Annotated in this window: 17 protein-coding genes; 6 read left to right on the top strand and 11 right to left on the bottom strand. The window is 62.0% G+C overall.

Annotated elements, in window-relative coordinates; genetic code table 11:
- Positions 1-22: 22 nt before the first annotated feature.
- The 4 genes from ACOOFN_RS09365 to ACOOFN_RS09350 form a co-directional block, all read right to left on the bottom strand.
- On the bottom strand, positions 23-376 hold the full coding sequence (locus tag ACOOFN_RS09365) for a hypothetical protein (protein ID WP_420430885.1): 354 nt from the start codon (positions 374-376) through the stop codon (positions 23-25).
- A 321-nt stretch (positions 377-697) separates the two neighbouring features.
- Complete coding sequence (locus ACOOFN_RS09360; RefSeq protein WP_420430884.1) at positions 698-1,030, bottom strand: hypothetical protein; 333 nt, start codon at positions 1,028-1,030, stop codon at positions 698-700.
- A gap of 295 nt (positions 1,031-1,325) precedes the next feature.
- A complete protein-coding gene (locus ACOOFN_RS09355; protein WP_420430883.1) occupies positions 1,326-1,757 on the bottom strand; it encodes a hypothetical protein in 432 nt (143 codons plus the stop codon).
- Between the two features lie 101 nt (positions 1,758-1,858).
- Complete coding sequence (locus tag ACOOFN_RS09350) at positions 1,859-2,176, bottom strand: hypothetical protein (protein WP_420430882.1); 318 nt, start codon at positions 2,174-2,176, stop codon at positions 1,859-1,861.
- A gap of 130 nt (positions 2,177-2,306) precedes the next feature.
- Here ACOOFN_RS09350 and kdsB point away from each other — a divergent pair, with 130 nt between their 5' ends.
- From kdsB to ACOOFN_RS09330, 4 genes are read left to right on the top strand one after another with little or no spacing between them, the layout of a single operon-like run.
- Positions 2,307-3,089: a 3-deoxy-manno-octulosonate cytidylyltransferase gene (gene kdsB, locus ACOOFN_RS09345; protein WP_420430881.1), complete on the top strand. Its 783-nt coding sequence runs from the start codon at positions 2,307-2,309 to the stop codon at positions 3,087-3,089.
- Positions 3,086-3,706 carry a histidine phosphatase family protein gene (locus ACOOFN_RS09340; protein ID WP_420430880.1) on the top strand — a complete coding sequence of 207 codons (621 nt, stop codon included), beginning with the start codon at positions 3,086-3,088 and terminating at the stop codon, positions 3,704-3,706. Before kdsB ends, ACOOFN_RS09340 begins: the two co-directional genes overlap by 4 nt.
- On the top strand, positions 3,703-4,845 hold the full coding sequence (locus ACOOFN_RS09335) for a CaiB/BaiF CoA transferase family protein (protein WP_420430879.1): 1,143 nt from the start codon (positions 3,703-3,705) through the stop codon (positions 4,843-4,845). Before ACOOFN_RS09340 ends, ACOOFN_RS09335 begins: the two co-directional genes overlap by 4 nt.
- Complete coding sequence (locus tag ACOOFN_RS09330; RefSeq protein WP_420430878.1) at positions 4,842-6,047, top strand: NAD(P)/FAD-dependent oxidoreductase; 1,206 nt, start codon at positions 4,842-4,844, stop codon at positions 6,045-6,047. The genes ACOOFN_RS09335 and ACOOFN_RS09330 overlap by 4 nt, the downstream gene beginning before the upstream one ends.
- Here the strand turns inward: ACOOFN_RS09330 and ACOOFN_RS09325 are convergent.
- Together ACOOFN_RS09325 and ACOOFN_RS09320 are read right to left on the bottom strand one after the other, a co-directional pair.
- Positions 6,044-6,340: a hypothetical protein gene (locus ACOOFN_RS09325; protein WP_420430877.1), complete on the bottom strand. Its 297-nt coding sequence runs from the start codon at positions 6,338-6,340 to the stop codon at positions 6,044-6,046. The genes ACOOFN_RS09330 and ACOOFN_RS09325 overlap by 4 nt on opposite strands.
- An 84-nt stretch (positions 6,341-6,424) precedes the next feature.
- Positions 6,425-7,111 carry an SDR family NAD(P)-dependent oxidoreductase gene (locus tag ACOOFN_RS09320; protein WP_420430876.1) on the bottom strand — a complete coding sequence of 229 codons (687 nt, stop codon included), beginning with the start codon at positions 7,109-7,111 and terminating at the stop codon, positions 6,425-6,427.
- 168 nt (positions 7,112-7,279) lie between these two features.
- Here ACOOFN_RS09320 and ACOOFN_RS09315 point away from each other — a divergent pair, with 168 nt between their 5' ends.
- Positions 7,280-12,148 carry an alpha-2-macroglobulin family protein gene (locus ACOOFN_RS09315; protein WP_420430875.1) on the top strand — a complete coding sequence of 1,623 codons (4,869 nt, stop codon included), beginning with the start codon at positions 7,280-7,282 and terminating at the stop codon, positions 12,146-12,148.
- Positions 12,148-14,190 (top strand): penicillin-binding protein 1C, encoded by a 2,043-nt coding sequence (pbpC, locus tag ACOOFN_RS09310; RefSeq protein ID WP_420430874.1) that lies wholly within the window; start codon positions 12,148-12,150, stop codon positions 14,188-14,190. Before ACOOFN_RS09315 ends, pbpC begins: the two co-directional genes overlap by 1 nt.
- A gap of 72 nt (positions 14,191-14,262) precedes the next feature.
- Here the strand turns inward: pbpC and ACOOFN_RS09305 are convergent, their stop codons facing one another.
- The 5 genes from ACOOFN_RS09305 to ACOOFN_RS09285 form a co-directional block, all read right to left on the bottom strand.
- A complete protein-coding gene (locus tag ACOOFN_RS09305; RefSeq protein WP_420430873.1) occupies positions 14,263-15,189 on the bottom strand; it encodes a hypothetical protein in 927 nt (308 codons plus the stop codon).
- 124 nt (positions 15,190-15,313) lie between these two features.
- On the bottom strand, positions 15,314-16,177 hold the full coding sequence (locus ACOOFN_RS09300) for an alpha/beta fold hydrolase (RefSeq protein WP_420430872.1): 864 nt from the start codon (positions 16,175-16,177) through the stop codon (positions 15,314-15,316).
- Positions 16,178-16,187: 10 nt separating this feature from the next.
- The gene (locus tag ACOOFN_RS09295) at positions 16,188-17,294 is read right to left on the bottom strand and encodes a ferritin-like domain-containing protein (RefSeq protein ID WP_420430871.1); all 1,107 of its coding nucleotides are present in this window, start codon (positions 17,292-17,294) and stop codon (positions 16,188-16,190) included.
- 93 nt (positions 17,295-17,387) lie between these two features.
- On the bottom strand, positions 17,388-18,320 hold the full coding sequence (locus ACOOFN_RS09290; protein ID WP_420430870.1) for a sterol desaturase family protein: 933 nt from the start codon (positions 18,318-18,320) through the stop codon (positions 17,388-17,390).
- Between the two features lies 1 nt (position 18,321).
- Positions 18,322-18,762: a hypothetical protein gene (locus ACOOFN_RS09285; RefSeq protein WP_420430869.1), complete on the bottom strand. Its 441-nt coding sequence runs from the start codon at positions 18,760-18,762 to the stop codon at positions 18,322-18,324.
- Positions 18,763-18,768: the final 6 nt, after the last annotated feature.

The raw sequence follows: 18,768 nt of genomic DNA, 5'->3' as shown, positions 1-18,768 counted from the left end.
GGTCTTCAGAGTAGCACCGGCTTTAATGCGGCCGCTCATCCGGGGACATATACTGGGAAGACTGCCGGCCATGAATCGATGCCTGGCCTGCTTCACGGATTTCTGCCCATCGTGCCGCTGTTCTGCAGATACGCTCGCGCCGCAGCTGGCCGGTCGCCCGCTCTGTGCGGCACACCATCCGATTGGGATCGGATTCATTTTCGGCAGCAGCGGTCGGCTCGCCAGCAGAATCTGCCGGCGCTGTCGGACTGGTTGCCGGTACGAGCTCGGCTGCTTCCGGAGCCACTGTATTACCCAATGCCATGTCTCCGATTCCAGATGTTGACGTGCAGGATGCCATCGCCAGGCCGGCGATCACGATCAGGAATACTCTCATTGGATTTCCTCGCTTTTGTAAAACACAGCCCCACAACTGCGGATCACAAAAGGAAGGATTATCAGCGGGAAGCCGATTAACAAGCAGGCTCACTCGGATGTATAATACTGTTTGATTTCAGTAGGTTAAATCGGTAATCGACACTGTTGCTATTTGCTCGACTCAACGCGTCGCGCGGTCGAGCACACGAAAAACCCGGCCCGGATTTCTGTCTCCGGGCCGGGTTCTTGATGGGTGCAAAATAACACGCCAGATAATTGGAAAGGCACTGGAACGGGGCAGTACGGCTTCGCGTCTTACCCGAGCGTGCCGGCTGGCGTACTACTGCGGGCTCTCTTGGTAACCTGTCGATTGCCTATGGCCGATGGAGTTGCGACCGGCTTCGCGGATCGCTTCCCACTGGGCTGCCGTCCGGCAAATGCGCTGACGACGCAGCTGGCCTGTGACCCGTTCGGTCCGGCACACCTGCCGGTTTGGATCACTTTCATTGGCCGCCGTTTGCGTATCCTGAGCCGGCGCATTCGCCGGCGTTGTTTCAGTCGATTCGGCAATTGACGGAGCGGCCGCCTCGTTGGACGCCATGTCACCGTCTTCGCTTGTCGTGGCACAGGACACCAGGGCCAGGCCGCCGACCGCAATCAGAAATACTCTCACTCGAACTCCCCCTTGAAACTCCGTGATGCGGGAACCGTCCCGCAGCTCTTATTTGCGCAGTTCTGCGGCAGACCGCCAGCACTGTCAAAATACCAATCTGTAATTCTCATTCACAACTGTAGCGCATCCGCTGGCGAGCGAAATGGCGATGATTTCCTTTGGCCTCGCAATGACGGACACCGCCCTGCCCCGCCTTCCGTATCGCAATCCTATCGGTTTGAAATCGACGGGCTGGATAGACTGGAACGGCCGGCCCGCGCCTCGGCAAGCGCCAACGGCACATACGCTATTGAAACTAGCCGCCGCGGAGCATGTATCCCGTTGACTGCCGGTGACGGATGCGGTCCTGGCCCGCGTCCTGGATAGCTTCCCATTGCTCGGGCGTCCGGCAGCGAAGTGCCGGAATATTGGACCCCGTCACGCGTTCACGGCGACAAATTCGGCCATCACTGTCAACCATGACGCCGCGCAAGATCGTGCCGCTTTCGTCAGCCACGGCATTGTATTGTCCTTCCGGCGGCAGCCCGTCGACAAACCGGTAACCGCCCACCATGGTCTCTCCATCCCATGTTGGGTTCCCTGTCCGCGTCCCAACTTCTGACGATTGGCTTTCTGTTGTCATTGAATCGGAGTTCGTCGCAACGCTGCTTTGTGACGTGTCCGTCTCGGTTGTCGTGGCGCAAGCTGCGAGCATTCCGCCAGCGACGATGATTGTTGTCATACGCATGATTCCCCTCCCACAGCTTCACCCTGACATGCGACCACATCGCCGCACGACGCCGCAATTCAAGATTTTGTGAGCAGCGTTTTGCTCACCGCCGGCGAGCGCTAATTGCCGTCAGCCGTGCCCGTTTGCCGAAGCTCCATGAACCGGCGGCCTTCGCGCGCGATAGCTTCCCATTCCCCCTGGGTGCGGCACTGGGTCTTTCGAATCCGCGTACCCGTCGGAGCCTCGATCCGGCAGACAAGCTCATTGTCCGCGATGTCCCCGGCGGCACCCTGATCGACCATTCGTGAGCCTTGGCGGCGCAGCACCAGCACATTCTCGGGCGATTGGGAGGCGCGTTCGGCCCGCGGCTCGTCAGCGCCAATAGGCGCGCAGACGGAGACCGACACAACGGCAATTGTTAGCCATGTCCTGTTCAAAACCTGGACTCCTTGCATTACCACGCTCGATGGGCTTAGCGCGTGTGCTGTCTTCGCCCCAATCAAGAAATGTTGATCGCTGGCGCGGATTGCCTCAAACATCCCGGACCGAATTCATCCGAAAGCTGCCATGTCAGTCCTAGCCGTCATTCCGGCCCGCTATGGGTCGACCCGGTTCCCGGGAAAGCCCCTCGCCACCATTTCCGGACGCCCCATGATCGAGCGCGTCTGGCGCCATACTGCAGCGGCTGACGGTGTCGACCGCGTCGTCATAGCCACCGACGACGAGCGCATAGCCGAGGCAGTCAGGGCATTCGGTGGCGAAGCGGTGATGACGCCGGAATCCTGCCGCAACGGCACCGAACGCGCACTGGCTGCGCTCGATGTGCTTGGCGGCGACGCCGAGATTGTCATCAACGTCCAGGGCGATGCCGTACTCACCCCGCCCTGGGTGATCGGATCCGTTCCCATGGCCATGAAAGCAGATACCGACATCGCGATGGCGACACCCGCAGTCCGCATGCCGCCGGAAACCGAGGCGAAATTCCGTGCCGCGAAAGCAGCAGGTGAAGTCGGTGGCACAACGGTCGTCTTCGACAAGGCCATGAATGCGCTTTATTTTTCCAAAGCCGTGATCCCGTTTCAACGAAATCCGGACGCCGGCACGTCCACCTGGCAGCATATCGGGCTTTACGGCTATCGCGCCGACACCCTGCGCCGGCTCGTCGCGCTGGATCCGAGCCCGCTGGAATCGGCAGAAAGCCTGGAACAATTGCGCGCGCTGGAGAACGGCATTCCGATCCGCGTCGTTGCGGTCGATTATCGCGGCCGTTCTGCCTGGTCGGTGGATGCACCGTCTGACGTCGAGGAAGTCGAGACGATCATCGCACGCGAAGGAGAATTGGTCCCGTGACCCTGTTATTGCTGGCTCGACACGGCAATACATTTGGCCCCGGCGACAGAATCGTCTGGGTCGGTGCTCGTGAGGACCTGCCATTGGTCAAGTCGGGCGAGGCGCAAGCTGCAAGCCTCGGCGAAAAGCTTCGCGAGCGCAGCCTGACACCGCAGAAAATCGTATCCGGCCCGCTCAAACGAACGCGCCGGGCCGCCGAGATCGTCAAGGCGATCACCGCTTCCGATAGCGAAATCGAGATCGAGAGCCGGCTGACCGAGATCGATTATGGCCAATGGGGCGGAAAAACCGATTCCGAAATAGATGCCGCTTTCGGGCCGGACGCCATCCCGGCCTGGCGCGACCATCATAAACGGCCATCCGATGCCGGCTGGTCGCCCGATGACGCAACGCTGAAAGCCAATGCGCTTAGCGTACTCACCGCGATGGCAAAGGCGGACTCGCCCACCCTGGTCATCACGTCGAACGGGATTTTGCGCTACTTCCACGCCGCCATTGGCTTTGACGGTGATCCGAAGGTGAAAACCGGACATGTCTGCGCTGCGCGCTGCGACGGCGATACCTGGCACCCTCTATTCTGGAATTGCCATCCCGATGACTTGCCGGAGGTAACATGAGCGGTCCTCTGGAAGGTGTACGCGTAATTGAGCTTGCGGGCATAGGACCGGGCCCGCTGGCCGGCCAGTTGCTTGCTGATCTCGGGGCCAACGTGATCTCGATCGACCGCAAGGCAGAGCAATTGCAGGCCGACCGGCCGAAAGATGCCAACCGCCGCAACAAGCGCTCGATCGCCGTCAATCTGAAGGCAGAAGGGGCCGCAGATATCGTTCTGGAGCTCTGCGCCAAAGCCGACATGCTGATTGAGGGTTTCCGCCCCGGCGTTGCCGAGCGCCTTGGCCTCGGGCCGGAAACGGTACATGGGGTCAATCCGGCGTTGGTCTATGGACGCCTGACCGGCTGGGGCCAGACTGGCCCGCTTGCCGCCCGCGCCGGACATGACATCAATTACATCTCGATCACCGGCGCGCTCGCCGCGATTGGCGAGGCTGGCCGACCAGTTCCACCGCTCAATCTTGTCGGCGATTATGCCGGCGGATCACTGATGCTGGTATTCGGGCTCATGGCTGGAATGGTGCGGGCGAAAATGTCGGGCAAGGGCGATGTGATCGACGCCGCCATGACCGACGGAAGTGTCGCGATCATGAGTCTCATCCACTCCCTGCGCGCCTCGGGGATATGGCAGGACCGCCGCGAAGCCAATCTGATCGATGGCGGCGCCCCTTTCTACCGCTGTTACGAGACGTCAGATGGCGGCTTCATGGCCGTCGGGGCGATCGAACCGCAATTCTTTGCGGAACTTCTGCGCGGCCTTGAAGCGGACGCCTCCTGGGAAGAAAAACAGTATGACCAATCCGCCTGGACCGAAATGGAAGCCGCCTTCGCCGACCGGTTCAGGCGCAGGACCCGCGACGCTTGGACGGCGCGGTTCGAAGCCACCGATGCCTGCGTCTCTCCAGTGCTGGACATGGCAGAAGCCCCGCATCACCCGCACAACAGGGCGCGCGGCACCTTCCGCGAGCTCGACGGATATTTTCAGCCTGCGCCGGCACCGCGTTTTTCCAGTGGCGAAAGCGAGATAAGGCGGGGCGCCTTCTTCCAGGGTGAAGATACGACCGCCATATTGAAAGAGGCCGGATTCGACGAAACAAGGATTGCCGAAATGATAAATGCTGGACAGGTCGAACAGGCGATATGAGCGATCAAATTGTCATCATCGGCGGCGGTCAGGCCGGTGTACAACTTGCCGACAGCCTTCGCCGCGAAGGCCATGAAGGGGCAATCACCCTGGTCGGCGAAGAGACACAGGCGCCTTACCAGCGCCCGCCGCTTTCCAAGGCATTCCTGCTCGACCAGCTCGAGGAATCGCGCCTGCCACTGAGGCCCGATGCCTTCTACGAACAGCGCCGTATCACCACCCGCTTCGGCATCCGTGCCGATATGATCAATCGGGAAAACAAAACCGTCGCACTCGAGACTGGCGACAAATTGCCCTATGACCAGCTCGCCCTCTGTCTGGGAACGCAAGTGCGTATCCCGCCCATACCGGGGATCGACAAGCCGCATGTTATGGCATTGCGGACGCTTGACGACAGCCTGCGCCTGAAGACGGCGCTTCGCGATGCCAGGTCTGTAGCCGTAATCGGTGGTGGCTTCATTGGACTTGAAGTCGCGGCTTCGGCGCGGAAACTCGGATGCGACGTCACGATCGTCGAAGCGCTCGACCGCGTGATGAAGCGCGCCGTCAGCGAACCGGTGTCGCGTTTTTTCGAGGATCTCCACCGCGCGCAAGGCTCCACCTTGCTGCTGGAAAGCATGACCGAGGAAATTACCGACGACGGATTGCGGCTCGCCGGAAACACGATCATCCCGGCCGATCTCGTCGTACTTGGAACCGGCGTGACCCCGTGTCACGAGCTCGCGCTCAAGGCCGGCCTCGCCTGCGATAACGGAATTGTTGTCGATTCCTTCGGTCGCACGTCGGACCCGGACATTGTCGCGATTGGCGATTGCGCCAGCCACCCGAACCATTTGACGGGCGAGCGGCTTCGCCTCGAATCCGTTCAGAATGCGATCGATGGCGCCAAGGCCGCAGCGCGCAATCTGACCGGAAATCCGACGCCCTACACGGCTGTTCCCTGGTTTTGGTCGGACCAGTTCGACATCAAGCTGCAAATGGCCGGCCTGTCGCACGGCACCGATACCGCGGTGACACGTGGCGATCCGGACGCGCGATCCTTTTCCATCTTCTATTTCAAGCTCGGCCGGCTGATGGCGGTCGATTCAATCAATGCGCCCGCCGACCATATGGCCGCACGGCGCATCCTCGCCAACGACGACCGCGCCCTAAAGCCGCAGGACGCTGCCGATCCCGCATTTGATCTGAAGCAGGCTTTCTAATCCGCGGTCGCAGGCGCCGAAGCCAGGATCCGTTCCGCGCGCCAGGCCATGTGTCCGATTTTCACCGTGGCGAGTATCGCCAGTACAGCCGCAACGCCTTCAACAAAGGTCGTGGCCCAGAACGGCAAATGCATCATGCCGGACAGCGCCCAGGCCAATGCAATTCCGGTGAAAAGCGTCTCGCTGCCCACCAGTGTGGTCACCGCCAGAACGCTCAGCACGGCGTAAACACCAACGCCGGCAACATTCTGAATATCGCGCCGCGTGACGGACGCGTTGAGGTCATTTGTCATCGAATTGTCCACCTCCGAACAGGAACTCCGCAATAATGCAGTGATGAGTTAGGAAGTGTCGATCCCGGCAGCAAGGCCGGCGAACTAGACTTTTCCGGTAACGGGCACGAGTGCCCCGGTGACCGCCCGTGCAGCGTCGGACGCCAGATACAACATGACGGACGCCAGATCTTCGGGGACGACCCAGTCGCCGGGATCGGCATCGGGCATGTCGGCACGATTCTGCGGCGTATCGATGATTGTTGGAAGCACGGCGTTGACCGTCACATTCGTCGACTTGAGCTCTTCGGCGAGCGCTTCCGTCAGGCGCATGACTCCGGATTTAGACGCCGCATAGGCGCCCATGCCCATTCCGGCCTTGAGGGCGCCGGCAGCTCCGACATTGACGATACGCCCGGCCGGAGCCGCCTTCAGATAGGGCAGCGCCATTTTGCACGCGGTCGCAGCCGTTTTCACATTGATCGTGTAGAGGAAGTCCCAGCTGTCGAGATTGCCATCTTCCAGCGTCTCCCAGCGAAATCCGCCGGCAATGTTCAACAACGCATCCAGCCGATCGTGCTGCTTGACGATGGCGTTGAACAAATCCGCTGCGGCGCCGGCATCGGTCAGGTCCACGCCGCCCCTGGCATCGACACCGTCCGGAAAGGAATCGCGCGGCGCACCGGCCCGGTCGATCGCGACGACGGTCCATCCTGCCCCTTGGGCGGCGCGGCAAACGGCCTCCCCAAGAATGCCGAACCCACCCGTGATAGCGACAACTTTGCTGCTCATGACTGTCTCCTTGGATTCGCCCGGACACTAGCGCGGCGCTCGACCTGAGCAAGCCGCACGGCATCGAATGACCCGTATTGCGTCAGAAGAAAGTCACAAAGCGGGGGGATGAAGTTTGCTTGCACTCGTGAGATGGTGGGCACTCGGGGAAGGGACAGGGAGACAATCATGGCACAACGGACCATCGGCTTCGCGGTACTCGCGGCTATGCTGGCGCTTGGAATTGCCGCGTGTTCGCAGAGTGACGGGCCAGCCGGAGAGGTGTCGCGAGAAGGCATTGAACTTGCCGACCGGTCCGCAGACGCGCCACGGCCGGAGCCGGAATATCCGGATCGGTTCGAGTTTCTCCGCTACCGTATCGACGTCTCGGCCGCGCAGCCAGCGGCCTGTTTTGTCTTCTCCCAGGCACTTGATCCCGGTGTCGATTACGGCCCCTACGTCGAACTGGACCCGCCGGCGAATGTCGCAATCCGCATTGACGGCTCGACGCTCTGTCTGGGCGGGCTCGGATTCGACGACAGTCCCGAAGTCACCCTTTTGCAAGGCTTGCCGGCGGCGGGTGGCGACCTGCTCGCAAGCACCGAGACTGCGCGGGTCGAATTCGGTGACCGCCCGGCCTATGTCGGTTTTTCCGGTGATGGCGTGATCCTGCCACGCATCGACGCCGACGGTATTCCCATCGAAACGGTCAATGTCGACGAGGTCGAAATCCAGATTCTCCGGGTCACAGACCGGGCGCTCGCCTTTCGCCAGATCACGCAAGGCTTCACCGCCGCCGAGGATGAGTGGGGCAATCTCTATGGAGAAGAGAGCGCCAATGGTGTTGGCCGCGAGGTCTGGCAAGGCACGATTGACACGTCCGGCGAACCGAATGCGCCTGTTGTTACCGTTATGCCGTTGGCCGAGACCATCGGCGTTCTTGAGCCTGGTGCCTATTTTATCCGGTTGCGCGATGCCACGGTGGATGAAGGAGAGAACCGTCCGGCCCGGTCCGAACGTTGGTTCGTAATCACCGACCTGGCCCTGACGTCCTATGTCGGGCTCGACGGCATGGATGTAACCGTGCGCTCGCTGCAGACCGGGCGTGTGGCTGAGGATGTTACCGTCCAGCTCATTGCCAATTCGAACGAGATCCTGGCCAGCGCCGAAACCGGCGATGACGGCCGCATCCGTTTCGACGATCCGCTCACAAATGGCATCGGCGCCAACGCGCCGCGCCTGTTGCTGGGGTACGGGCCGGATGGCGATTTCGCCCTGCTCGACTTCAATCGGGCGCCCGTCGATCTTTCCGAACACGAAATTGGTGGCCGGCGCGCGCCGGATGGCGCCGATGCCTTCGTTTATCTCGACCGCGGCATCTACCGCCCTGGCGAAACGGTGCACGCCACAGCGTTGATCCGTGATCGCGAGGCCAATGCCATCGATGATCGTGCCGGCAGCCTGATCCTCTACGCACCGAACGGAATCGAAGCACGACGCTATCGCTTTGACGCCGCCGAAAATGCGGGCGGTCTGCAACATGATTTCGAGATATCCACAGCCGCGGCGCGGGGTATCTGGCGTCTCGCGCTGCAACTCGACGGTATCGGTGTGATCGGTCGCGCCAGCTTCTCGGTCGAGGATTTCGTACCGCAGCGTATCGAGCTCGATATCGAGGCCGACACGGGAACACATTTAACGGCCAGCGAGACGCGCGCCATCGAAGCCAATGTACGCTTTCTCTACGGCGCACCCGGTGCCGGATTGCCGGTTGAGGGCGAGGTCCGGATAGAACCCGACCCGTCGCCCTTCGATGCCTATACACGCTACCGTTTCGGCCTGCACGACCAGGCCTTCCAGCAACTGGCCTATGATCTTCCCGATGCCATTACAGACGGCGCGGGTCGGGCAGTGCTCGGTCTTGAGGTCGGGACACGCGGCGCCGGCGCCACCCAGCCACTGCGGGCCCGTGTCGTGGTCTCGGCGATAGAGCCCGGCGGTCGGCCGGTCCGCGACGACATACGCGTGCCCTTCCGCCCGCGTGACCTTTACATCGGTCTTCAGCCCGATTTCGAGGGGCGACCGGAACGCGAAGCCGAAACCCGGTTCAACGTCGTGTCGCTCAATGCCGCGGGTGATCCGGTCGACGCGCGTTTGTCATGGCAGCTGACGCGGCGCGATTATCGCTATGACTGGTACCGCGAAAGCGGTGGCCGCTGGCGCTGGCGGCGGACAAGTTTCACCGTTCCGATCGAAGACGGCGTGATCCAGACCGGCGCTGACATCGGTACAATCCAAACGCCGCCGCTCGACTGGGGCAATTACCGCCTCGAGGTGACCGCGCCCGATGGCGCCGCCACAAGCTATGGCTTCTGGGTCGGCTGGGGCCAGGTCCCACAAGATGGCGTCGACGCCCCCGATCGCATCCGGATCGCGACACCGGAAACCGCACCCGCCATTGGCGACACCGCTCAGATCAGCCTGCAGGCGCCTTATGCCGGTGAGGCGGAGATCGTGGTGGCAACGGATCGCGTGATCGCCAGCTATTCCATCAGCCTGCCGGAAGGCGGGACCGGATTCACCTTGCCTGTGACCGAGGACTGGGGCACCGGCGCGTATGTGATGACAACCGTCTACACACCACGCGACGCTGTGAACCAGCCACGCCCGCGCCGCGCCGTCGGTGTTGCCTACATCCCTGTCGACACGACCGATAGAACGATCGATCTCGGCTTCGACATGCCAGATCTTGTGCGCCCTAACCAGACGGTAAGCATGCAGCTTGAAGCTTCCCGCAATACCCGCGAGGCATTCGTGACGCTGGCCGCTGTCGACGAGGGCATTCTTTTACTGACGCGCTTCCAGTCGCCGGACCCGATGGACTGGTTCTTTGGCCAGCGCGCACTCGACGTCTCGCTTTATGACGACTATGGCCGCCTCCTTGATCCGAACCAGGGCGCGGCCGCGCCGGTGCGTTCCGGCGGCGACCAGATCGGTGGCGCCGGGCTGACCGTCGTACCGACCCGGACCGTCGCCTTGTTTTCCGGGCCCGTCGAGTTTGACCGCAATGGCAATGCGACGCTCTCCATCGACATCCCTGACTTCAATGGAGAACTGCGTCTCATGGCCGTGGCATGGTCGGACACTGCCGTTGGCGCGGCGTCGCAACCGCTGACTGTCCGCGATCCGGTTCCGGCCGAGTTGATCCTGCCCCGTTTCATGTCACCTGGAGATGAGGCCCAGGCCACGCTGACCATCGACAATGTCGAAGGGGAAGCAGGTGACTATGTTGCTGTTTTCTCTAGCGAAGGTCCGGTCAGCTTCGACACCCCGCGCGACGGCGCAGCAATGGAACCGGGAGAGCGCCGCGATGCCGCGGTGGGAATTTCGGCTGCCGACATCGGGATCGCACGGTTGACCATGGACGTGGTTGGTCCGGATATAGAGCTCGGTTCGACCTACCCGATCCAGGTGCGTTCCGCCTTCATGCCGCAATCGCGTTATTCACGCACGGCTTTGGCAGCCAATGAAAACTGGACGCCCGACCCGGCCCTGCTGGCGGATTTCAATCCCGGTGACGCCGAACTCCAGGTCAGTTTCTCTGCCATCCCGATGGATGCCGCTGCGATCTATGATAATTTGTCGCGCTATCCATTCGGCTGCACCGAACAGCAAACCAGCCGTGCGCTGCCGCTCCTTTATGCCGGCGACATGGCCGCGCTCGCCGGGCTCGATCCCGATACTGAAATCCGGCAGAGGGTGCGGGAAACTGTCGAGGTGATCCTCAATCGGCAGGGCTCGGACGGCGCCATCGGCCAATGGCGCATGGGCGACCGCTATGCTGATGCCTGGCTGGGTGCTTATGCCGTCGATTTCCTCGCCCGCGCCGATGCCGCTGGTTATGACGTGCCGGACGCTGCACTGGAACGCGCCTACACGGTCCTCGGCCACGTGGCACGCGGCGATTTCTATCGCGCCGGTGGCTACGATACCGATTTGCGGCGCGGCCCCTGGCAGCGCGACACGCAGCAACGGCTGAATGATCGCAGCCAGGCTTATGCCTTTTATGTTCTGGCACGTGCCGGCCAGGTCGATGTTGGCCGGCTGCGCTATTTCCATGACAACCGGATCGACGAGATCGACAGCCCGCTGGCTCGGGCCCATCTCGGTGCCGCACTTGCCATGGTTGGCGACCGCGCGCGCAGCCAGAATGCGTTCGATCTTGCCGAGGCAGTCCTCGGCTACAACAATCCGGGCGACTATTACCAGACGCCGCGGCGTGACCTTGCGGGCGTGCTCGCCTTGGCTGCAGAAGCCGGTGACCGCGAACGCGTGCAGCGCCTCGGCGACCGTGTTGCCACTGAACTCCCGGTGATCGACGATCTGACGACACAGGAGATGGCATTCCTCCTGCTGGCCGCCAACGCGCTGACAGAGGATGGCGACGATGTCGACATAGCACTCGAAGGCGCTGCCACGGTCCGCACCGAGGATCGCAGCTATGCGCTTTCACCGGCCGAGCTCGCCGCCGGCGCGACTTTTGCGAATGTGGCCGACAACCCGGTCTGGCTGACCAGCATGGCGCGCGGCACACCGGCGGAAGCGCCGGAGCCGGAAGCCAACCTGCTCTCGGCAAGCAAGACGATCTGGCAAACCGATGGTACGCCAGCAGACCTGTCGAACATCGCGCAGGGCGACCGCCTGATCGTCGCTATCGAAATCGTCAATCCGGAACAGCGGCGCGCGCCCTTGATCATCGCGGACCTGTTGCCAGCCGGCTTCGAAATCGAGGCCATCATCCAGCCGAGCGAAGCCGGTGGGAACGGGGTTTACGGATGGCTGGGCCGTATCGACAGTGCGCGCCTGCAGGAAGCACGCGACGACCGCTATGTTGCCGCCGCCGAAGTCTACGGCCGCAGAACCGAGCGCTATGCCTATTCTGTGCGGGCGGTGACGCCGGGTCGGTTCACCCTGCCCGGCGCGGTTGTCGAGGACATGTACCGGACCGATGTCTTCGCACGCACTGAGGCCGGCGAGGTCGTGATCCGGGAACGTTGATGCACCGGGTTCTGACAGCCTGGGTCTGCAGCGGCGGTATTGCCCTCGCCGCAATTCTTGGCGTGCTGGCGCTTGACCGGATTTTTCCGCCACCCGCGCTCGCCGAACGTTCTGTCGTTGTCACCGACGCGCGGGGCCAGATATTCCGCGCTTTTCCGGTTGAGGACGGGCGCTGGCGGCTGGCCGCGCATCTGCAGGAAATCGACCCAGCCTTCATTGATGCCTTGATCGCGATCGAGGACGAACGCTTTCACACGCATCGGGGCATCGACCCGCGCGCGGTGCTTCGCGCCGCATTCAACGCCGTGCGTGCCGGAGAAATCGTGTCCGGCGCTTCGACACTGACCATGCAGACCGCGCGCCTGCTCGAGCCGCGTCCGCAGAGAAACCTCGGCTCGAAGCTGATGGAGAGCTGGCGGGCCTTGCAGCTTGAACATCGCTACTCGAAGGAGGAAATCCTCGAGACCTACCTCACGCTCACGCCGTATGGCGGCAATCTGGAAGGCGTCACGGCCGCCAGCTGGGCTTGGTTCGGCCATCCTCCCGACCGGCTGACACCTGCGCAGATCGCGTTGCTGATCGCGCTACCGCAAGCGCCCGAGGCCCGTCGTCCCGATCTGCGACCGGACAATGCCCGCAGCGGTCGCGCTCGGATACTCGATCGGCTCGCGCGCGACGGTTTGTTGGCTGCCGGTATAGCGCGTGAATCGGCTGATGATCCTGTCCCGGACAGGCAGAACTTTCCGTCCCTCGCCTGGCATGCCAGCGACACATTGCGGCTGACCGTGGAGGCGGACCGGCCTCGCGTCGTCTCGACGCTCGATTACGCGCTCCAGGCCGATGCCGAGCGCCTCGCGCATGCGGCGGCATCAGCCGCCGGACCGGATGTCCAGGTTGCACTCCTGATCGTCGAAAACGACACCCGGGCAGTTCGTGCCGCAGTCGGCTCTGCCAGCCGCGGGATTGCCGGCGGCTGGATCGATCTGACAGACCGTCCCCGCTCGCCGGGATCGACCTTGAAGCCGTTTATCTACGGCATGGCCTTTGACGATGGGCTCGCGGCCCCGCACACACGGATCACCGATGCACCCCGACGCTTCGACAGCTACATGCCCGAAAATTTCGACCGGGTTTTTCGCGGCGACGTCACGGTTGCACAAGCCCTGCAGCATTCGCTGAACGTTCCGGCGGTCGAGACACTCGATGCTGTCGGGGCCAGCCGCTTTGCCGCCGGATTGCGCTTCGCTGGCGCCTCTCCCGCCATCGCGGACCGGGCAGAGACCGAGACGGGACTTGCCATAGCGCTCGGCGGCGCGGGGCTGACAGTCCGCGACCTCGCGACGCTTTATGCCGGCCTCGCAAATGACGGCGAAGTGCGGCCCCTGGTCTGGACCGTTGGCGCAATCGGGATCGACGAGCCCGGAATGCAGATTCTGAGCGCCGAATCCGCGCGCGAGATTCTCGCCATCCTGCGCGGTGCGCCGCAGCCTGCCGGGCGCGCACCGGCCAGTCTGACAAGCGAAGCACCTGCCATTGCCTTCAAGACGGGGACCAGCTGGGGATTCCGTGACGCCTGGGCTGCCGGTATCGGCGCCGGTTACACGGTTGTTGTCTGGGTCGGCCACGCCGATGCCCGCCCGCGTACGGGCCAGACGGGGCGCGATGCAGCACTGCCGATTCTGTTCGACGTGTTCGATTTGCTGCCCCGTGCTGAGGCGCGCACGGAAGATCGGTCGCCCTGGCTCCTGGACCGGGACACACCACAACCATTGCAGCGCTATCGCCGCGATCCGGCACCTGAAATCCTCTTCCCGCCAGACGACGCTGAAGTCTGGATGGAAGCAGATGGTCGTGGCTATGTGCTTGCGGGCCGCGGCGAGACAGCATTGAGCTGGTTTGTCGACGGCGAACCGGTCGCCTTGAACGCGGCGGGCGAGCCGATCTGGCAGCCGACCGGTCCGGGCTTCTACAGCGTGCGCGCCGTCGATCGCACCGGGCGGGCAACCCTCTCCCGGGTTCGCATTGTAACGTCCCAGGGCTAGCCATGAAAAACGCCCCGCCCGGACGTCCGGACGGGGCGCTTGTTCCGACCGGGCGCGAGCCCGGTGGCAGTCTTACTGACGACCGAGGATCCGGCTTTGTGCCGCACCATCATAAGTGCTGTCCTGGGTGTCGAAATCGACGCCGTTGGAATGGTCCTGGTAGGACATCGGCGTGCGCGTGCGATCAACGCTCGGAGCATTGAAGTTCGGCAGCTCGATTTCCTCGCAGTCCATCATGCGCCACTCGTAACGCTCGGACTGGACCAGGCGATAGCGCGTGACGGTTTCCGTCCGGCCTTCGACCGTACGGCTCTCGACGGATGCCGGCTGGGTCAGAACCTGAATCACATAGCTGTCATACTCGGCCGGGATCGGAATTTCCTCGACACGGCCAGGCTCGACCATCACTTCGCGGGTGATCGAACCGTATTCGGCCTGCGTTTCGATTTCATCGATACGCGCCGGCTGGACGACCACATTGCGGGTCACGGTGCGGTATTCACCCGGTTCTTCGACCAGACACCAGACCTCACCCGTTTCCGGGTCGTAGCGCGTGATCTGAGCACCGGGAACGCGGCCACGCTGCCAGACCATCCGCGGCTCGCGGACGAGAATCTGCTCGGTGACCGTCTCGTGCACCGCAGGACGCACGACATATTCGGTGTAGGCGGGCCGGACCAGAATGGATTCGGTGACCGTCTCGTAGACCGGTTGGTGAACGACATAGCGAACACCAGCCTCACGGGAGATGTATTCCTCGACGCGCTCTTCGAGACGCGGCGGCGCGACATCATATGTCTCGTAGGCGTCCGACGACGTGATCGTTTCGGTATACGGCTCGTAGACCGGTTCGATACGCACGCGGGCATAACACTCGCCCGGCGTGGCTTGCGTTGGCGGTTCCGAAGGGAACCAGGACATGTCGTCGGCAGCAGCAACTCCTGCAGCCGATCCAGCGATGAGGACGGCAGAACCGCCAAGTAGAATACGACGAAGCATCAGTAGAGATCCCCCCAAAAGAACAAATTCGATGGGTCGGAGTGTAACCTTGGATGGCCGTCAAGTTAAGGCAAATTTAATGAATTCACCAAATCTGGCGAACTTCAGACGGTGTTTTCTCGTGTTACGCGAATTCCTGAAACGCAAGCCAGTCCGAGATCGCCTTAAACGCGATTTCTTCGGTCAACAGGGGTGTGTGTCCCGTTCGCGGCACCTCAATGGAATCGAGATTCGCCTTACGCATGTGCATCTGCTCAGCGATTTCGCGCGTCACGAGCTCGGACAGTTCCCCGCGTACCAGTAAAGTGGGGATTTCACGCAACAGATCGAAGGCAATCCACCTTTCATCCGCCTTGGAATCGGCTCCAAGCTGGCTCAATACGGCCGGGTCGTAGTCGGAACGAAAAGATTCGGGGCCGGTCTGACGGTGGGTCCGGCGCGCAAATTCCAGCCAGAACGCATCGCTGCCTTCGTCGGGGTAAACATGTGCGTTCACATCACGGCAGCGCCGCGCGGCATCTGCCCACGACCGGATCGCCCCCCCCTTTCCGGCAATCCTGGCGATGTTTTCCACGCCCTTCCGGTCGACCTCTGGGGCAATGTCATTGAGTATGAGCCCGGCGACACGGTCTGGATGAGCCGCGCCGAGCACCATTGCGATATGGCCACCCATCGAGGAGCCGATCCATACGGCACGTTCGGTATTCATAAAATCCAGCCAGGCGAGGCAATCGGAGACATAGGTATCGATCTGGTAGTCGGCCGGGTCTTCGGCATAGGCGCTCTCACCGCGCCCGCGCATATCAAGCGCCAGCACCGGATAGCCCTGCGCGGCGAGAAGCGGCGCAAACCCGTCGAAATCGCGTGAATTCCGGGTCAGACCATGCAGGCAGACGCATAGCGGGCGATCCGGATCTGACGGGTAATGCCGACCGAAGAGACGAAGCCCGTCGGGCGTGGTCAGCCAGACTGGCTGATCCTGGACCATTCAATACGCCCTATTCGGCGTGACCGACGGCCGTGACATTGCCGTCTCCGCCTGCCTTGGCAACGGCCTCGACATACGCCCGTCGTGCATCGAACTCCTTGGCCTTCGCCTCATCGTCTTTCTGCAATTCTTCCGGGTCCAGTTCGGCGTAACCGAGGACGCCCATTTCCTCGAACGTACGCTGAATGCCATTCCCGAAAATCCCGATATCCTTCACGATCGGAACAATCCGCTGGAACAGCATTGACCGATAATGCTGCGTGATCTCCGAATTCTCGGAATACTGAACACACTCTTCCTCGGGCAGATCAAGGGCTCGGTAAACTTCCCGCGCATCCGTCATTCGCCCGCGCATCAGCCAGCACGCCTCGGTCAGGAATTCCTCGCGTTCGTCACGTTCGGCCTGCGTCAATTGCGGATAATAATCCCGCAAGGAAATCCTGCCGAAAGCGACATGGCGCGCTTCATCTTCCATGACATAGGCGTTCACCATGCGCGCCAACGGGTTCTGAGCCATGTCGCGGATCGCACCGAATGCGGCCAGCGCCAATCCCTCGATTACGACCTGCATCGCCAGATAGGTCATGTCCCAGCGGCTGTCGCGCAGCGCCTGGTCGACAAGCTCCTGCAGCGGCGAGGTCATGGGGTAGGCGACTTCGAACTTCTTCAGCAGCAGGCGGTAGGCCTCCACGTGCCGCGCTTCGTCCATGACCTGCGTGGCGGCATAGAATTTCGCGTCGAGATCCGGAACTTGCTGCACGATTTTCGCAGCGCACAACAGGGCAGCCTGTTCTCCCTGCAGGAATTGCGAGATGTTCCAGGATTGCGAGTGCCGCATGAGCTCGTTGCGTTCCTTCTCGCTCATCTTCTCCCAGATCGGTGAGCCGTAGAGCCCACCGACTTCAGGCGGCAATTCCATCGGGTTTTCCGGGTCCAGCTCCTGCGACCAGTCGATGCGGTTGACCGCATCCCACTGCATGTCCTTGCCCTTCTGGTAGAGGTGCATGAGGGATTGCCGCCCCTCGTCGAATTCCCAGTCGAAAACGGCATCGAATTCTTGCGGTACGGTCCAGATCGGATCGATATCCGGCATCGGATAAAGTTCGCGCAGGCTCATATCTCACTCCCCGGTCAGCGTCAGCGCGGGTTTAAGTAAACGCTGTTCACTAATCGCAGAGTGAGGGAATTTCGCCGGATTGGCAAGACAGGCCTATTCGGCCGGTGACGCCAATGGTCGTGCCTCATCCATGGATCGAACGGGCTTTTCCACTCCCGCCTCGCGCTTGATCGCCTTGGTTGTCAGGCGCGATCCGTCCGGCGACCAGCCCGGCGGCGCGATCACATAGGCGATCGCGTGCTTGATCGAACGCGCCGATGCGACGTCCTTGGCGATCCCCCACCATTCATGCACGGCAATGCGCAGCGGGTTGTAGGTCCCCAGATTGCGGATGATACCGTAACGGCAGGGCTCTTCGTCGAGCTCTGCCTGGAAGGTTCCGAACAGCCGGTCCCAGACGATGAAAACGCCAGCGTAATTCCGGTCGAGATAGACCGCATTGGTCGCATGATGCACGCGATGGTGAGAGGGCGTATTCATCACCGCTTCGACCGGCCCCGGCAGGCGGCCGATTGCTTCGGTATGGATCCAGAACTGGTAGATAAGATTGAGTGCGCCACAGAACGCCACCATGGCTGGCGGGAAGCCGAGCAGGATCATCCAGGAACCGAACCAGATGAATTTCAGCGTAAATATGTTGAACCAAGGCTGCCGCAGCGCCGTCGTCAGATTGTAGTGTTGAGACGAATGGTGCGTGACATGGTCGGCCCAGAACCAGCGCACCGTGTGCGCAAAACGATGCGACCAGTAATAGACAAAATCGTCCAGCACAAAGCAGGCGATCCAGACATACCAGGCCCAGCCGAAATCAAATACGGCGAGGTTCTCGATGAAGCCGTACCACGCTGCGCCGACGCCGGCGAAAACGACACCGGCGACCGTATTGCCCAGCCCCATGGCAAGGCTCGCTCCGGAATCGCGGGGTTCGAAACGGGCTTTCCCCGTTTGCCGCGCGAAAATGAGTTCCGCGACGATCAGCAGAACGAAGAAGGGGATCGCGATCTGGATGGGATCAAACAGGTCCATGTCAGCCACTTCCGTCAGTCAGGCCGGTCAGTCGCCGCGCCCAGCGTCGCGCGGTTTCGGCTTCACCCATATCTATCCGCACCGCCGGAAATGTGAAATCCCGAAACCGGAGCGCGAGACTGGCACCGTCCGGTTCGGCCTTTGCAAGCTCGTCAGGACACACCAGCCGCGTCACCAGGATATCGCCTTGTGCAACGACCAGCCCTGTCCGGTCTGAGTTGCGGTCCTCGACCAATACTGCCCGCCGGTCCTCGGAAAGAAACACCTCGCCCACCGAAAGATGCAGATAGTCCGACTCCAGCCGCGCCAGCGCGGCATCCAGCGATTCGATTTTTGAAGGCGTCCATCCTCCCAGCCAGGCATTCAATCCGACCAGGGCAAGAATGGCAGCGGCAGACGCGCCGAGAATGATGAGTGTCGTCATGCGCTTCAGATGGGCCATGAAAAA

It is taken from the genome of Hyphobacterium sp. (assembly GCF_965217055.1).
GTDB lineage: Bacteria > Pseudomonadota > Alphaproteobacteria > Caulobacterales > Maricaulaceae > Hyphobacterium.
This window is presented reverse-complemented; position numbering and strand designations above follow the sequence as displayed.

What these genes read in the sequence shown, in the direction of transcription:
- pbpC (WP_420430874.1), top strand. Translation starts at nt 12,148, where the DNA reads ATGCACCGGGTTCTGACAGCCTGGGTCTGCAGCGGCGGTATTGCCCTC.
- ACOOFN_RS09315 (WP_420430875.1), top strand. Translation starts at nt 7,280, where the DNA reads ATGGCACAACGGACCATCGGCTTCGCGGTACTCGCGGCTATGCTGGCG.
- ACOOFN_RS09320 (WP_420430876.1), bottom strand. Translation starts at nt 7,111, where the DNA reads ATGAGCAGCAAAGTTGTCGCTATCACGGGTGGGTTCGGCATTCTTGGG.
- ACOOFN_RS09285 (WP_420430869.1), bottom strand. Translation starts at nt 18,762, where the DNA reads ATGGCCCATCTGAAGCGCATGACGACACTCATCATTCTCGGCGCGTCT.
- ACOOFN_RS09290 (WP_420430870.1), bottom strand. Translation starts at nt 18,320, where the DNA reads ATGGACCTGTTTGATCCCATCCAGATCGCGATCCCCTTCTTCGTTCTG.
- kdsB (WP_420430881.1), top strand. Translation starts at nt 2,307, where the DNA reads ATGTCAGTCCTAGCCGTCATTCCGGCCCGCTATGGGTCGACCCGGTTC.
- ACOOFN_RS09305 (WP_420430873.1), bottom strand. Translation starts at nt 15,189, where the DNA reads ATGCTTCGTCGTATTCTACTTGGCGGTTCTGCCGTCCTCATCGCTGGA.
- ACOOFN_RS09325 (WP_420430877.1), bottom strand. Translation starts at nt 6,340, where the DNA reads ATGACAAATGACCTCAACGCGTCCGTCACGCGGCGCGATATTCAGAAT.
- ACOOFN_RS09365 (WP_420430885.1), bottom strand. Translation starts at nt 376, where the DNA reads ATGAGAGTATTCCTGATCGTGATCGCCGGCCTGGCGATGGCATCCTGC.
- ACOOFN_RS09335 (WP_420430879.1), top strand. Translation starts at nt 3,703, where the DNA reads ATGAGCGGTCCTCTGGAAGGTGTACGCGTAATTGAGCTTGCGGGCATA.
- ACOOFN_RS09300 (WP_420430872.1), bottom strand. Translation starts at nt 16,177, where the DNA reads ATGGTCCAGGATCAGCCAGTCTGGCTGACCACGCCCGACGGGCTTCGT.
- ACOOFN_RS09355 (WP_420430883.1), bottom strand. Translation starts at nt 1,757, where the DNA reads ATGCGTATGACAACAATCATCGTCGCTGGCGGAATGCTCGCAGCTTGC.
- ACOOFN_RS09295 (WP_420430871.1), bottom strand. Translation starts at nt 17,294, where the DNA reads ATGAGCCTGCGCGAACTTTATCCGATGCCGGATATCGATCCGATCTGG.
- ACOOFN_RS09330 (WP_420430878.1), top strand. Translation starts at nt 4,842, where the DNA reads ATGAGCGATCAAATTGTCATCATCGGCGGCGGTCAGGCCGGTGTACAA.